This window comes from Inquilinus ginsengisoli (assembly GCF_031453975.1).
Taxonomy (GTDB): domain Bacteria; phylum Pseudomonadota; class Alphaproteobacteria; order DSM-16000; family Inquilinaceae; genus Inquilinus; species Inquilinus ginsengisoli_A.
Window position 1 is genome coordinate 228,314 of the sequence record NZ_JAVDPW010000003.1, and the last position, 12,518, is coordinate 240,831.

Sequence of the window (12,518 nt, forward strand, 5' to 3'; positions counted from 1 at the left end):
GCGTCAACAACCGCCGGGCCTCAACCCGTCGTGACGGGCACCACCGCGCCCGATCCCGTGGCCGGCACCGGCACGGGCAGCAGAGCGTCGATCTCGACCGCCACCGGCGGCAGCCCGCGGGCGGGGCCCGGGATGCGCCAAGCCAGCGTGTCGAAGCCGTGGCAATGGCCGCACAGGGCCGACCAGCGGTCCATCCGCGCGCCGCAGGCGTCGCAGTCCCAGGCCTCGTCCGGGGCCGCGGTCTGTGCCTTGGCCAGCCAGCTGCGCGCCGCGATCGGGTCGTTGCGCTCCGCCGTCTCCAGATCGGCCAGCAGGCGGTAGCCGCGCCGGGTCGGCGCCAGCTGCTCCGCCTTCAGCAGATGGCCGCGGGCGCTGCCCCACAGCTGGGCCGCCAGCTCGGCCTCGGCCAAAGTCAGCAGGCCGGTCGCCGCCTCCGGGCGCAGCCGCACCAGCTTCTCCAGCCGCTTGACCTTGAGCAGCGAGCCCTCGTCGGCCGGGCCCAGCGCGGCATAGGCGCGGGCGACTTCCGGATGCGGCAGGCGGGCCCAGCTCTTCTCCAAGAGGCGCGCGGCCTGGACGTCGCGGCCGGTCTTCACCAGAAGGGCGCTCTCCTGCAGCGCCGCCGGCACGAAATCCGGCTCCAGCCCCACCGCCTTGTGGGCGAAGTCCAGCGCCGGGGCCAGGCTGCCGGCGGCCTCCGCCTCGCGGCTGCGCTCGACCAGGATGCGGGTCTTGAAACGCCGGCCGTCCTCGACCGAGATCGCCTTCACCCGCACCGCATGGGCGAGGCTGAGCTGGGCGTCGGCCCAGCGGTGCTGCGCCACCTCCAGGTCGAAGCAGGCGCGATGGGTCCAGGTGGCGTCCGGGCGCAGCGAGCGGGCGCGCTGCGCCATCTCCAGCGCGTGGGCGGAATCCTGGCTGCGCAGCGACTGGTTCAGCAGGCCGCGCAGGCCCAGGAACTCCATGTCCGGCCGGCGCAGCATCGCCTCGAAATAGCGGGTGGCGGCGCCGTCGTCGCCGGCCAGCTGCGCCGCCTGGGCGGACAGCAGCAGGGTCAGCGGCGGCTCGTCCAACAGCACGTCGGCCTTGCGGGCGAAGCGCCGCGCCGCCTCGGCGTCGCCGGCCGCGACCGCGACCATGCCGCGGGTCAGGGCGCGATAGCCCTTCTCGCGCCGGACGAAGCGGCGGCCTTCGACGAAGCGGCTCGGGGCCCGGCGGAGCGAGCGCCAGAAGCGGTACAGCCAGGCGGTCAGCAGCATCAGGCCGGCGGCGATCACCACCAGCACCGCGACCGAGGTGTCGATCACCCGGCCCTGCCACTGGATCTGGACATGGCCCGGGCGGTCGGCGAGCCAGACCGCGACCGCGATGAGGATCGCGAGCTTGAGGGCGTAGAGCAGCAGACGCTTCATGGCGTCGTCGGCGCCGGCGTTTCGGAAGCGGGCTTGGCCGCGGCATCGCTGCCGGCGGCCAGCCGCTGCACCGCCAGGGTCGACAGGCCCTGCAGCGCCGTCTCGGCGGCCAGGCGGGACTCGGCCTGGGTGCGCCACGCCGCCATGGCCGAGGCCGCGGGGCCGGACAGGCCCTTCACCGCCTCGACCGCGCCGGCCAGGTCGCCGCGCTGCAGCCGGCCCTCGGCCCGGGCCAGCACCGCGTCGGTGCCGTCGCCTTCGACCTCGCCCGGGGCCGGGCGGACGCTGACCAGGTCCTCGACCACCGACAGGCTGCGGTCGATCCAGTCGCCGCTCTGCGGCTTGTCGGCCTTGCGCGCCGCTTCGGCCGCCTGGACGAAGCCGGTCGCCAGCGCGGCGCGGCTGGGCACGCCCTTCGCCGCCGGCTCCAGCGCCGCCACCGCATTGGCCATGGCAGGGTCGCTCTGCGCCAGGCCGCGCAGCAGCGTCAGGGTCTCGGCCAGCGGTGCGCCGCTGTCGATCGCGCTGCGCAGCTGGCCGGCGGCCAGGCTCAGCGCCTGGGCGCCGCTGTCGTTGCTGCGCAGCCGTTCGACCGCGGCCTTCACCGTGTCGACCTGCTGCTGCAGCGTCGCCAGGGTCGATGCATTGGCCTGGTTGCCGGAGGACAGGGTGGCGACGGTCTCGCTCAGCGTCTTCACCGCGGCCTGCGCCGATTCCAGCGCGGCGATCCGGGTCTCCAGCGCCGCCACCGCTTCCGGGGCGGGGCCGGCGGCCGGCGGCGTGGCCGGCTGCTGCGCCGGGGCAACGTTGCCCGGGGCCGGCGGCTGCCCGCCGAGCTGGTCCAGCTTCTGCTGCAGCGCATCGACCCGGGCGGCCAGGTCGGCCCGGCCCTTCTCGATCGCCGCCGGGTCCAGCGCGCCCTCGGGCGGCTTCTCCAGCGCCTCGACCCGCTTGCCCAGGCCGTCGATCGCCTCGGCGGTGCCGGAGGGCAGATCGGCCAGGCGCTTCTCGATGAAGGCGACGCGGTCACCCAGCGTCGGCGAGCCCTGGGTGGCCGGGGCAGGGGTGGAGGGGCCGAACACGCTCGGCGACCAGATCGGGGCGGTCGCCGACACCGCCGCGGCGACGATGGCGACGAGCGCCGCGGTCCAGGCCGATTTCGCGACGTTGCCCGGCGGTTCGGCCGGGGGCGGCGGCGGGATCGTGGGCGGGCCGACCCGGGGAGGGCCGGGCGGGTTCTCGGGGTCGGAGAGGTCGGACGGCTCCGACACGCCTTCCTCCGGCGTCGCCGGGCGGGTGCGCGCCAGCTCGGCCGGGTCGAGTTGGATGCCATGGGTCTTGGCGGCCGCCTGGATGTCGGCGTGGCGCTGCTCGGGGATGGCGTTGCGCCGCTTCCAGCCCTGCACGGTGGTCACCGGCACCGTCAGCTTCGCCGCCATCGGCCGGATGCCGCCGAAGGCCTCGATGATCCGCTCGGTCGCGGTCAGCGCCTCGCCGGTCTCGCCGGCGACGGGCAGCCCGTCCTCGGGCGGCACCGGCGGCGCAACGGCTTCCGGGCTGGCCGACACGTCGTCCGGCTGCTGGGGGTCGAGCCGCGCTGCCGCAGCGTCGCCTGGCTTGTCGGGGGTCGGGTCCATACCGTTCGCCGTCCTCGTCCTTTGCTCGGCGGGAAGATCGGATAGCCGCGCCAGAAGCGACGGCGAATCCGGTCTTTCCGCGATTCGCACCGCTCGCCAGGGCGACGGGTCCAGCGCCTGGGCGACGGCAGGGCTCAGGCAGACCGCCGTGAGTCCGGCGAGGCGGTGGGTCAGATCCACCCGGGCCGCGAGGGTAGCAAAGACCTTCGCGGTGCGGGGAGAGAAAAACACCACCCCCTCCAGCCGCGGATCGGCCAGCGCTGCCACCGCGGCCGACGGCAGCGCCGCGGCCGGCCGGGCGCGGTACAGCACGATGCGCCGCACGGTGAAGCCGGCGGGCGCCAGCAGTGCGCCGAGATCCTGCGCCTGGTCCTCGCCGGAGGGGTGAAGCAGGGCGCCCGAGCCGGGGTTCAGCCGGTCGCGGACCAGCGCGGCCAGCTCGATGCCGCCGCCCGCCGCGCTGATGACGTCGTGGAAGTCCAGGCTCCGCGCCAGCTCCGCGGTGGCATCGCCGACCGCCAGAACGGGTATGTCGCGCCGCGCCACCCGCCGGGCGAATGCGTCGATGCCGTTGCGGCTGGTCGCCAGCACCGCCTGGACGCCGTCGAGCGCGATCGGCCCGGGGTCGACCGGCTCGATCTCCAGGATCGGCGCGATCACCGGGTCGAGGCCGCGGTCGCGCATGGCGTCGGCGAAGCGTTCGGCCTCCTCGCGCGGCCGGGTGATGAGCCAGCGCGTCATCCCGCCCTCGCCATTATGGGACCAGGAAGCGCGGCCCGATGCGACGGCGCAGCGCCTCGCCGGCCTCGGCGCCCAGCTGCGCGGCCTCGGCGCGGGGGCCGGACCGCCGGTCCTCATGCATCTCGCTGCCGTCGGGCAGGGCGACGCGCGAGGTCAGGGTCAGGGTGCCGTCTGGGCCCAGATCGGCCAGGGCCGCGATCGGGGTGCGGCAATTGCCCTCCAGCGCGGTCAGCAGGCTGCGCTCCGCCGCCACCCGGTCGCCGGTGTCGCGGCAATGCAGGGCGTCCAGCAGGCGGCGCACCGGCGCGTCGTCGGCGCGGCACTCGATGCCGATGGCGCCCTGGGCGGCGGCCGGCAGCATCTCCTCGGGTTCCAGCACGGCCGAGACCCGGTCGGTCCGCCCCAGCCGCTTCAGCCCGGCCAGGGCCAGCAGGGTGGCGTCGACCGTGCCGGCATCCAGCTTGGCCAGGCGGGTGCCGACATTGCCGCGGAACGGCACGATCGACAGATCCGGGCGCAGCGCCAGCACCTGGGCCTGGCGGCGCAGGCTTGAGGTGCCGACCACGGCCCCGGGCTTCAGCGCGGCCAGGCTGCCGGCGCCGTCCCGCGCGAACAGCGCGTCGCGCGGGTCCTCGCGCGGCAGCAGGGCGCCGATCACCAGGCCGTCGGGCAGCCAGGTCGGCATGTCCTTCATCGAATGCACGGCGAGGTCGAGGCTGCGGTCCAGCAGGCCGTCCTCGATCTCCTTGGTGAACAGGCCCTTGCCGCCGATCTCGGACAGCGGCCGGTCCTGCACCGTGTCGCCGGTGGTGCGGATGACGACGATCTCGACCGCGCCAGGCACGGCCAGGGCCGGATGGGCGTCGGCCAGGCGCCGCCGCGTCTCCTCGGCCTGGATGAGGGCGAGCGGGCTGCCGCGCGTCCCGATGCGAAGAACAGGGGTCATGACCCGCGTTCTAGAAGCCCCGGGCGCGGGGGGCAAGCCGCGCGGCCCGGTTGCGGCGACGTGGCCATCCGATGGCGGTGACGGTCTTGCCAAATTTTGCCAAGGCCCCCATTCTTCCCCTCATGAGCACGATGAACATCTCCCTGCCCGAGAGCCTGAAGTCCTTTGTCGACGAGCAGGTCAGCCAGCGCGGCTACGGCACCAGCAGCGAGTATGTGCGCGAGCTGATCCGGAAGGACCAGGATCGCCAGAGGCTTCGCGGTTTCCTGCTCGCAGGGGCCGAGTCGCCGTCCACTTCTCCCGTCGACGCCGCCTATTTCGAAGGTCTGCGCGACCGGATCCGTCGGGCCGCCAAGCCCGATGACCGGGGGTGACGGCCAAGCCAGTCGTTCCGCGTGAGCGGGCCAGGCAGGATGTCGACGACGCGATCGCACACTATCTCGCCGAGGGGGCGGACGAGGCTGCGCTCGGCTTCATCGATGCCCTGGAGCAAGCCTATGCCCAGATCAGCCGTCACCCGGCCGCAGGGTCACCCCGCCATGCCCATGAGCTGAACCTGCCGGGGTTGCGGTCCTGGCTGCTGGCGGGCTACCCCCATCTGGTCTTCTACGTCGAGTGCGACGATCGCATCGATGTCTGGCGCGTCCTGCACGGCCAACGGGACATCCCGGCCTGGATGCAGGAGCCCGACGTCCCGTGAAGGCTGCCCTGCCGCTCCCATCCTTTCGTCGCGCGGCCGGACCGCCTATATCGGGCCGATCATGATCGTGCTCGGCATCGAGACCTCCTGCGACGAGACGGCGGCGGCCCTGGTGGACGACCAGCGGCGCATCCTCGCCAATGTCGTGCTCAGCCAGATCGAGGACCACGCCCCCTATGGCGGCGTGGTGCCCGAGGTGGCGGCGCGCGCCCATCTGGCCCATCTCGACGGCATCATCCGCCAGGCGCTGGCCGAGGCCGGACTCGGGCTCGACGCGGTCGACGGCATCGCCGTCACCGCCGGGCCGGGGCTGATCGGCGGCGTCGCCGTCGGGGTGATGACCGCCAAGGGCATCGCCGCCGCCCGCGGCCTGCCCTTCCTCGGCGTCAATCATCTCGAAGGCCATGCCCTGACGGCGCGGCTGACCGACGGCATCGAATTCCCCTACCTGCTGCTGCTGGTCTCCGGCGGCCATTGCCAGCTGCTGTGCGTCGACGGGGTCGGCCGCTACCGGCGCTGGGGCACCACCATCGACGACGCGGTGGGCGAGGCCTTCGACAAGGTCGCCAAGATGCTCGGCCTCGGTCATCCCGGCGGGCCGCTGGTCGAAGCCGCCGCCCGCGGCGGCGACCCCAGGCGCTTCGCCCTGCCGCGGCCGATGATCGGCCGGCCGGACTGCAACTTCTCCTTCTCCGGCCTCAAGACCGCGGTGCGCCGCGCCGTCGCCGGGCTGCCGCAGCCGCTGGCCGCGCAGGATGTCGCCGATCTCTGCGCCGGCTTCCAGGACTCGGTCGCCGCGTCGCTGGCCGACCGGGCCAAGCGCGCCATCGCGATGTTTCACGTGGAACATTCCGGGAACGGAGCCTTCGTGGTGGCCGGCGGCGTCGCCGCCAACCAGATGCTGCGCGCCCGCCTGTCGGCGGTGGCGGAGGCGGCGGGGATGCGCTTCATCGCGCCGCCGCTGAAGCTGTGCACCGACAACGGCGCGATGATCGCCTGGGCCGGGCTGGAGCGGCTGCGCCTCGGCCTGGTCGACGGGCTGGACTGCGCGCCGCGGCCGCGCTGGCCGCTGGATCCGACCGCCGCCGCCGCGACCGGCGCCGGGGTCAAGGCATGAGCCGGCGGGTCGCCGTGATCGGCGCCGGCGCCTGGGGCACGGCGCTGGCGCAGAGCTTCGCCGCGGCCGGGCATCCGGTCACCCTGTGGGCCCGCGATCCCGACCGTGCCGCGGCGATCCAGGGCACCCGCGAGAACGCGGCCTATCTGCCCGGCATCGGGCTGCATCCCGGCATCGCCGTCACCGCCGACCTGGCCGCGATCGGCGGGGATCTGCGCCTGCTCGCCGCGCCGGCGCAGCATCTGCGCGCCATCCTGCAGCGCCTGCCGCCGCGGCCGGGGCCGCTGCTGATCACCGCCAAGGGCATCGAGACCGCGACCGGGCGGTTCATGGACGAGATCGCGGCGGAGACCCGGCCGGAGGCGGCGCCGGTGCTGCTGTCCGGCCCCAGCTTCGCCGAGGAGGTGGCGCGCGGCCTGCCGACGGCGCTGACCCTGGCCTGCGCCGATGCCGAGGCCGGCGCCGCCCTGGCCCGCAGCCTGGGCCACCGGACGCTGCGGCTGTACTGGACCGAGGATCTGCGCGGCGTCGCCCTGGGCGGCGCGTTGAAGAACGTGCTGGCGATCGCCGCCGGCATCGTCACCGGCCGGGGCCTGGGCGAGAACGCCCGGGCGGCGCTGGTCACCCGCGGCCTGGCCGAGATGATGCGGCTGGGCGCCGGGCTCGGGGGACGGCCGGAGACGCTGATGGGCCTGTCTGGCCTGGGCGACCTGCTGCTGACCGCCTGCAGCGCCACCAGCCGCAACACCTCGCTGGGCATCGCGCTGGGGCAGGGGCGCAGCCTGGCCGAGATCCTCGGCGCCCGCCGGTCGGTCACCGAAGGGGTGTGGACGGCGGCGGCGGCGGCGCGGCTGGCGGCCAAGGCCGGCATCGACGCGCCGGTGATCGACGCGGTGGATGCGGTGCTGAACCGCGGTGCCGCGATCGACACCGCCGTCGCCGGCCTGCTGCTGCGCCCGGCGAAACGCGAGGCCCAGTAAGCTCAGGCGCGGCCTGGAAACCCGGTGCCGTTTCCGCTAGCGTCCCGATCCCATGACCATTTCGTTGCAAGAGGCCGACTCGTGAACCACTGGCTGGTGAAGTCCGAACCCGTGAAATGGGGCTGGAGTCAGATGGTGAAGGCCAAGCGCACCCATTGGGACGGGGTGCGCAACTACCAGGCCTCGAACAACCTCAAGGCGATGAAGCTGGGCGACCACGCCTTCTTCTACCATTCGAACGAGGGGCTGGAGATCGTCGGCATCGTCGAGATCGTGCGCGAATACTACCCGGACCCCAGCGACGAGAAGGGCCGCTTCGGCATGGTCGACGTCCAGGCGGTCCGGCCGCTGAAGACCCCGGTGACGCTGAAGCAGATGAAGGCGGACCCGGAGCTGTCCGGCCTCGGCCTGATCCGCCAGGGTCGCCTGTCGGTCAGCCCGGTCTCGGAGGCCGAATGGGCGCATATCTGCCGGCTCGGCGGCATCGACCCGGCGTGACATGAGCGCCCCGGCATGACCGACCGCGCCGCCGACATCGATGTCTGGACGGCCGAGGTCGCCGAGGACGACCCCGGGGACGACCGAAATGTCGAGGCCTGCTGGCCGCTGCTGACCGAGGCGGAGCGGGCCCGCGCCGCGCGCTTTGCCGTGCCGGGCGACCGCCGGCGCTTCGCCTGCGCCCGGGTGCTGCTGCGCCGGCTGCTGGAGGCGAAGACGGGTGTTCCCGCCCGGGAGTGGGACTTCGCCGCCGGCGACCACGGCAAGCCTTTCGTCTGCGCGCCGGAGGCCGGGCGGCGGATCGGCATCAACATCTCGCATGCCGAAGGCATGGTCGCCTGCGCCATGGCGCCGGGCACCATGATCGGGATCGACCTGGAATGGCTCGGCCGGGTGGTCGAGCCGCGCATCGCCGACCGCCGCTTTGCCGCGGCCGAGGCGGCCGCCCTGAAGGCGGTGCCGGCCGACCGCCGCCGCGAGGCCTTCCTCGACCTGTGGACGGTCAAGGAGGCCTATGTGAAGGCGCTGGGCGGCGGCCTGACCATCTCGCTCGACGGCTTCGTGGTCGATGCCGTGTCGGACCGGCCGGTGGTGCGTTTCCTCGACCCGGCGGTGGACGGCGCGTCCTGGCATTTCCGCCACTGGCGGCCATCACCCCGGCATGTGCTGGGCCTCGCCGTGCGCTGGCCGGGGGCCGAGCCGGTCATCGCGGTCCGGCACGTTCCCCTGCCGGCGGGGCTCCTGGCCCCGGGCTGACCGGGCCGGGCAGGATCTCGCGCAGATAGGCGGCGACGCCGTAATGCTGCTCCCACTGATAGGGGTAGCCCAGCGACACTTCTTCGAACCGGGTGCCGTCGCGCCAGTCGGTGTGGCGGACATGCAGGTGGCCGCTGACCACCACTCGGGCCCGGAAGCGGGTGTGCCACTCCTCGGTCAGGGTGGTGCCGCACCAGGGGCTGAAGCGCGGGATGCGCGGGATGCGCACCAGGTCGCGGCGCAAGGGGTGATGGTTGACCAGCACCATCGGCAGGCGGGCGGGCAGCGCGGCCAGCCGCTCGGCGGTCGCCGCGATCCGGGCCCGGCACCACTCCTGGCGCGTCGGATACGGGTCGGGGTACAGCAGCAGCTCGTCGGCGCAGACCGCGCTCTCCTCCGCCGCCCAGGCCACCACCTCCTCCAGCGGCAGGTCCGGCGGGCGGAAGCTGTAGTCGTAGAGCAGGAACAGCGGCGCGATCACATGCTCGCCGCCGGGGCCGGGCCAGATCGGGTAGGGATCTTCCGGCGTGGTCACCCCGTGCCGGCGGGCCAGGGCGACCAGCGATTCGTAACGCTCGACGCCGCGGGGCGCCGCCGGGCTGCGGGCGCGGGTCCAAAGCTCGTGATTGCCCGGTACCCAGATCAGCCTGGCGAATTTCCCGGCCAACGCGGTGAAGGCGCGGTCCAGCCCGTCGGCGCTTTCGGCGATGTCGCCGCCCAGGATCAGCCAGTCCTCGGGATAGGCGGGCAGGGCCTCGATCCGCTCGAAGCTGGCGTCGGAGGCGAGGTGGAGGTCGCTGATGGCGAGCAGGCGCATGCGCCCAGCTTGGCCGGTCTCGGTCCGTCTGGCCAGCTATCGTCGGGTGCGGTGCATCGCCACGATGGCCTGCAGCTCGGCGTCGACATCGGAGCGCCAGCTGCGCGGCGCGTCGTCGGCCAGCTCGTCCGGGCTGGGCCGGGGTGGCGCCTCTGTCCCGCAGAACAGCTCCGGATACATGCCGGCGGCGCACAGCGCGAAGCCTTCGACCAGGAAGGCGACGATCCTCGACAGGAGTCCGCCGGGTGCGCCGGGTCGGGCATCCGCCGTGGGAGTGCGGACCTCGGCCCGCGGGACGAAGAGATGGACGGTGTGCTCGGGTCCGTCGGTCCGGACCCCGAAAGACGGCTCCGCAGGCTCTGCCACGATCGGCCAGTACGGTGTCATCGCTGTTCCCTCGCTCGACGCGGCACCCGCGCTTCGGACAAGGGAAATCTCGTGCATCATCAATACGGAAGGATGTCAGAACCGGGCGGGATCGGTTGCCGGTGTAATATTCGTAAGGCCCTTCCTGGCCCCGGCATGCGCTAAGCTTGACCGTCTCGTGCCGCCCGGCTGCCCGGTCGGGCGGTGAGGTCGCCGATCAGGAAACCCATCATGACCCAGCGCGTGCATCCGACCATGATCCTGACCCCGGAGGAGGAGAAGCTGCTGCACGACCTGCGGCGGCAGAAGCCCAGCCGGGCGCGCAAGCCGGTGCCCGAGGCGGGGACCTTCGGCCAGAAGCTGGCGGACAGCGTCGCCGAGACGGTCGGGTCCTGGTCGTTCATCGTGATCCAGAGCATCCTGCTCGCGCTGTGGATCGTGCTGAACCTGGTCGGCTGGATCCAGGCCTGGGACCCCTATCCCTTCATCCTGCTGAACCTGGCGCTGTCGTTCCAGGCCGCCTATTCGGCGCCGATCATCATGATGAGCCAGAACCGGCAGGCGGCGATCGACCGCCGCAACGCCGAGGGCGACTACCGCATCAACATCAAGGCGGAGCTGGAGATCGAGCAGCTGCACCAGAAGATCGACCTGCTGCGCGAGCAGGAGGTGGTGCGCCTGACCCAGGCGGTGGAACTGCTGCTGAAGCGGCTGGACAGGACGGAAGGGCAGGGCGGCGATTGACCCTGCCGGTGCTCAGCGTGGCCGCCGGCGCTCCGCGAAATGCCGTTCGGCTCGGGCCTCGGCATAGCGGCGGTTGGCCTGGGCCTTGACCTCGGGCCAGCGCGACGCGGCCTCCTGGCTGCTCATCTTGCCGTACAGCGACATGTAGGCTTCGTGGTGCATCAGGGTGCGGGGCTTCTCGGTCGCCTGCCAGGCCTCCAGGTGCCAGGGCTCGCCGGCATCCTCGAGCACGCCGGCCGAGGCGTAGATCTGCGCGTCCAGCCGGGCCCCGTCGGCCAGGGCCACGGTCACCGGCTGCAGCGTGTAGTCGTCGCTCTCGAAGAACCGCATCCGGTCCATCTCGGCGTCGGTGAAGCCCTCGACCAGCAGCCCGTCGACATGGCCGTCCGGCTGCGGCGTCAGGATCGGATAGCTTTCGCCCTTCACCTTGCGCCGCTGCAGGCCGAGCAGCGACGCCGGCTGCACCGCGAGCGCCGCCATGGGACGGCCGATCACCAGCGCGAACAGGTCGGGATCCATGAGGGTGCCGAAAAAGAAGAGGCGCATCGGGCGGTCTCCCTCTCGGATCAGGCGGTCTCTGCCGCCTGCCGGTCGATGATGAAGCAAGGGCGCGCAATTTGATCCGCCGGCGCCGAAAGTCAAGGTGATTCAGCCGGATTTCTTGGGGATGTCCAGTGAAGCCTTTTTGACGGTTGGTCAGAGGCTTTTGCGGTTTTTCTGTGATTTCATGCCAATTGGTATATCTTTATGTCGCGGCCGGTAACGGTCACCAACTGAGACTTTGGGGGCAGCGGATGTTTCAGGAGTTCAAGGCTTTCATTGCCCGTGGCAATGTCATCGACTTGGCGGTTGGTATCATCATGGGCGTGGCGTTCGGCTCGATCGTGACGTCCCTGGTCAACGACATCATCATGCCGCCGATCGGCGTGCTGCTCGGTGGCGTCGACTTCTCGAGCTACTTCATCAACCTGACGTCGACCCATTATGACACCTTGGCCGCGGCAAAGGCCGCCGGCGCCGCGACGATCAACTACGGCGCCTTCATCAACTCCATCATCAACTTCCTGATCGTGGCCTTCGCCATCTTCCTGCTGGTGAAGCAGGTCAACCGCTTCATGAAGAAGCCCGAAGCCGCCCCGGCTCCGGCCGCGCCGCCGCGCAGCGAAGTGCTGCTGGAAGAGATTCGCGACGCCATCAAGTCGCGGAGCTGAGCCGCACACCATTCCCTTTCCTGTCATGCCCGGGCTTGACCCGGGCATCCAGAGGCTGTCGGGACCTTCTGGATTGCCGGGTCAAGCCCGGCAATGACGGGTTGGGGATGGCTCGGGACCGCCGCAGCCCCGATCAGTAGTTCAGCTTGATCTCGACGCGCCGCTCGCCGACGGTGACGCCGGGCAGGGCGCCGGCATCGCCATGGCCTTCGACGCGATGGATCAGGGTCGGCGGCACGCCGTCGGCCACCAGCGCCGCGGCCACCGTCTCGGCCCGCTTGACCGACAGCGCTTCATGGGTGTCGCGCGGGCCGGCGGTCCCGGCGAAGCCGTCGACGCTGATCGACTTCGGATTCCAGTTCTTCGCCTCCGCCGCCGCTTCGGCGATCAGCTTCTGCGCGTCGGGCGTCAGCGTGGCGCTTTCGTCCTTGAAGAAGATGCCGTAGGCGCCGCCCGCCTTGGGGGCGCAGGCGGCCAGGACGGCGATGGCGGCCAGGGCCAGGAGCGCACGACGGCTTGCAATCGGCATGATCGACCTGTTCAATTTTGTTGTTGGTCAGGAAGCATTGCCTGACCGGCGCGGCCGATGGAAG

Annotated in this window: 15 protein-coding genes; 8 read left to right on the forward strand and 7 right to left on the reverse strand. The window is 72.2% G+C overall.

The features are described 5' to 3' along the window. Nucleotides 1-20: 20 nt before the first annotated feature. From E9232_RS08790 to hemC, 3 genes are read right to left on the reverse strand one after another with little or no spacing between them, the layout of a single operon-like run. A complete protein-coding gene (locus E9232_RS08790) occupies nt 21-1,412 on the reverse strand; it encodes a heme biosynthesis protein HemY (protein ID WP_309793461.1) in 1,392 nt (463 codons plus the stop codon). Then, nucleotides 1,409-3,790 carry a uroporphyrinogen-III synthase gene (locus tag E9232_RS08795; RefSeq protein WP_309793462.1) on the reverse strand — a complete coding sequence of 794 codons (2,382 nt, stop codon included), beginning with the start codon at nt 3,788-3,790 and terminating at the stop codon, nt 1,409-1,411. The genes E9232_RS08790 and E9232_RS08795 overlap by 4 nt, the downstream gene beginning before the upstream one ends. A 13-nt stretch (nt 3,791-3,803) precedes the next feature. Continuing rightward, complete coding sequence (hemC, locus tag E9232_RS08800) at nt 3,804-4,736, reverse strand: hydroxymethylbilane synthase (protein ID WP_309793463.1); 933 nt, start codon at nt 4,734-4,736, stop codon at nt 3,804-3,806. Nucleotides 4,737-4,807: 71 nt separating this feature from the next. On the opposite strand from hemC, the gene E9232_RS08805 reads away from it, so the two are divergent. From E9232_RS08805 to E9232_RS08830, 6 genes are all read left to right on the forward strand, one after another. Then, a complete protein-coding gene (locus E9232_RS08805; protein ID WP_309793464.1) occupies nt 4,808-5,110 on the forward strand; it encodes a type II toxin-antitoxin system ParD family antitoxin in 303 nt (100 codons plus the stop codon). After that, nucleotides 5,107-5,436: a type II toxin-antitoxin system RelE/ParE family toxin gene (locus E9232_RS08810; protein ID WP_309793465.1), complete on the forward strand. Its 330-nt coding sequence runs from the start codon at nt 5,107-5,109 to the stop codon at nt 5,434-5,436. Before E9232_RS08805 ends, E9232_RS08810 begins: the two co-directional genes overlap by 4 nt. 61 nt (nt 5,437-5,497) lie before the next feature. Beyond that, on the forward strand, nt 5,498-6,553 hold the full coding sequence (gene tsaD, locus E9232_RS08815) for a tRNA (adenosine(37)-N6)-threonylcarbamoyltransferase complex transferase subunit TsaD (protein WP_309793466.1): 1,056 nt from the start codon (nt 5,498-5,500) through the stop codon (nt 6,551-6,553). Beyond that, on the forward strand, nt 6,550-7,533 hold the full coding sequence (locus E9232_RS08820; RefSeq protein ID WP_309793467.1) for an NAD(P)H-dependent glycerol-3-phosphate dehydrogenase: 984 nt from the start codon (nt 6,550-6,552) through the stop codon (nt 7,531-7,533). Before tsaD ends, E9232_RS08820 begins: the two co-directional genes overlap by 4 nt. Nucleotides 7,534-7,614: 81 nt before the next feature. After that, nucleotides 7,615-8,031 (forward strand): EVE domain-containing protein, encoded by a 417-nt coding sequence (locus E9232_RS08825; RefSeq protein ID WP_309793468.1) that lies wholly within the window; start codon nt 7,615-7,617, stop codon nt 8,029-8,031. A gap of 15 nt (nt 8,032-8,046) precedes the next feature. Further along, on the forward strand, nt 8,047-8,787 hold the full coding sequence (locus E9232_RS08830; RefSeq protein WP_309793469.1) for a 4'-phosphopantetheinyl transferase family protein: 741 nt from the start codon (nt 8,047-8,049) through the stop codon (nt 8,785-8,787). Here the strand turns inward: E9232_RS08830 and E9232_RS08835 are convergent. Continuing rightward, a complete protein-coding gene (locus E9232_RS08835) occupies nt 8,735-9,604 on the reverse strand; it encodes a metallophosphoesterase family protein (protein WP_309793470.1) in 870 nt (289 codons plus the stop codon). The two genes, E9232_RS08830 and E9232_RS08835, sit on opposite strands and share 53 nt — an antisense overlap. Before the next feature lie 36 nt (nt 9,605-9,640). Continuing rightward, entirely contained in the window at nt 9,641-9,991 is a 351-nt protein-coding gene (locus E9232_RS08840) for a hypothetical protein (protein WP_309793471.1), read from the reverse strand. Between the two features lie 210 nt (nt 9,992-10,201). On the opposite strand from E9232_RS08840, the gene E9232_RS08845 reads away from it, so the two are divergent. Next, nucleotides 10,202-10,714, forward strand: a complete 513-nt coding sequence (locus E9232_RS08845) for a DUF1003 domain-containing protein (protein WP_309793472.1) — start codon at nt 10,202-10,204, stop codon at nt 10,712-10,714. A gap of 12 nt (nt 10,715-10,726) precedes the next feature. Here E9232_RS08845 and E9232_RS08850 read toward each other — a convergent pair whose 3' ends face one another. Continuing rightward, the gene (locus E9232_RS08850; RefSeq protein WP_309793473.1) at nt 10,727-11,260 is read right to left on the reverse strand and encodes a gamma-glutamylcyclotransferase family protein; all 534 of its coding nucleotides are present in this window, start codon (nt 11,258-11,260) and stop codon (nt 10,727-10,729) included. Between the two features lie 188 nt (nt 11,261-11,448). Here E9232_RS08850 and mscL point away from each other — a divergent pair, with 188 nt between their 5' ends. Then, entirely contained in the window at nt 11,449-11,925 is a 477-nt protein-coding gene (gene mscL, locus E9232_RS08855; RefSeq protein WP_441721954.1) for a large conductance mechanosensitive channel protein MscL, read from the forward strand. A gap of 133 nt (nt 11,926-12,058) precedes the next feature. Here mscL and E9232_RS08860 read toward each other — a convergent pair whose 3' ends face one another. Continuing rightward, nucleotides 12,059-12,454 (reverse strand): OmpA family protein, encoded by a 396-nt coding sequence (locus E9232_RS08860; RefSeq protein WP_309793474.1) that lies wholly within the window; start codon nt 12,452-12,454, stop codon nt 12,059-12,061. Between the last annotated feature and the right edge of the window lie 64 nt (nt 12,455-12,518).

What these genes read in the sequence shown, in the direction of transcription:
- hemC (WP_309793463.1), bottom strand. Translation starts at nt 4,736, where the DNA reads ATGACCCCTGTTCTTCGCATCGGGACGCGCGGCAGCCCGCTCGCCCTC.
- E9232_RS08805 (WP_309793464.1), top strand. Translation starts at nt 4,808, where the DNA reads ATGGCGGTGACGGTCTTGCCAAATTTTGCCAAGGCCCCCATTCTTCCC.
- E9232_RS08795 (WP_309793462.1), bottom strand. Translation starts at nt 3,790, where the DNA reads ATGACGCGCTGGCTCATCACCCGGCCGCGCGAGGAGGCCGAACGCTTC.
- E9232_RS08835 (WP_309793470.1), bottom strand. Translation starts at nt 9,604, where the DNA reads ATGCGCCTGCTCGCCATCAGCGACCTCCACCTCGCCTCCGACGCCAGC.
- E9232_RS08820 (WP_309793467.1), top strand. Translation starts at nt 6,550, where the DNA reads ATGAGCCGGCGGGTCGCCGTGATCGGCGCCGGCGCCTGGGGCACGGCG.
- tsaD (WP_309793466.1), top strand. Translation starts at nt 5,498, where the DNA reads ATGATCGTGCTCGGCATCGAGACCTCCTGCGACGAGACGGCGGCGGCC.
- E9232_RS08840 (WP_309793471.1), bottom strand. Translation starts at nt 9,991, where the DNA reads ATGACACCGTACTGGCCGATCGTGGCAGAGCCTGCGGAGCCGTCTTTC.
- E9232_RS08860 (WP_309793474.1), bottom strand. Translation starts at nt 12,454, where the DNA reads ATGCCGATTGCAAGCCGTCGTGCGCTCCTGGCCCTGGCCGCCATCGCC.
- E9232_RS08850 (WP_309793473.1), bottom strand. Translation starts at nt 11,260, where the DNA reads ATGCGCCTCTTCTTTTTCGGCACCCTCATGGATCCCGACCTGTTCGCG.
- E9232_RS08845 (WP_309793472.1), top strand. Translation starts at nt 10,202, where the DNA reads ATGACCCAGCGCGTGCATCCGACCATGATCCTGACCCCGGAGGAGGAG.
- E9232_RS08830 (WP_309793469.1), top strand. Translation starts at nt 8,047, where the DNA reads ATGACCGACCGCGCCGCCGACATCGATGTCTGGACGGCCGAGGTCGCC.
- E9232_RS08790 (WP_309793461.1), bottom strand. Translation starts at nt 1,412, where the DNA reads ATGAAGCGTCTGCTGCTCTACGCCCTCAAGCTCGCGATCCTCATCGCG.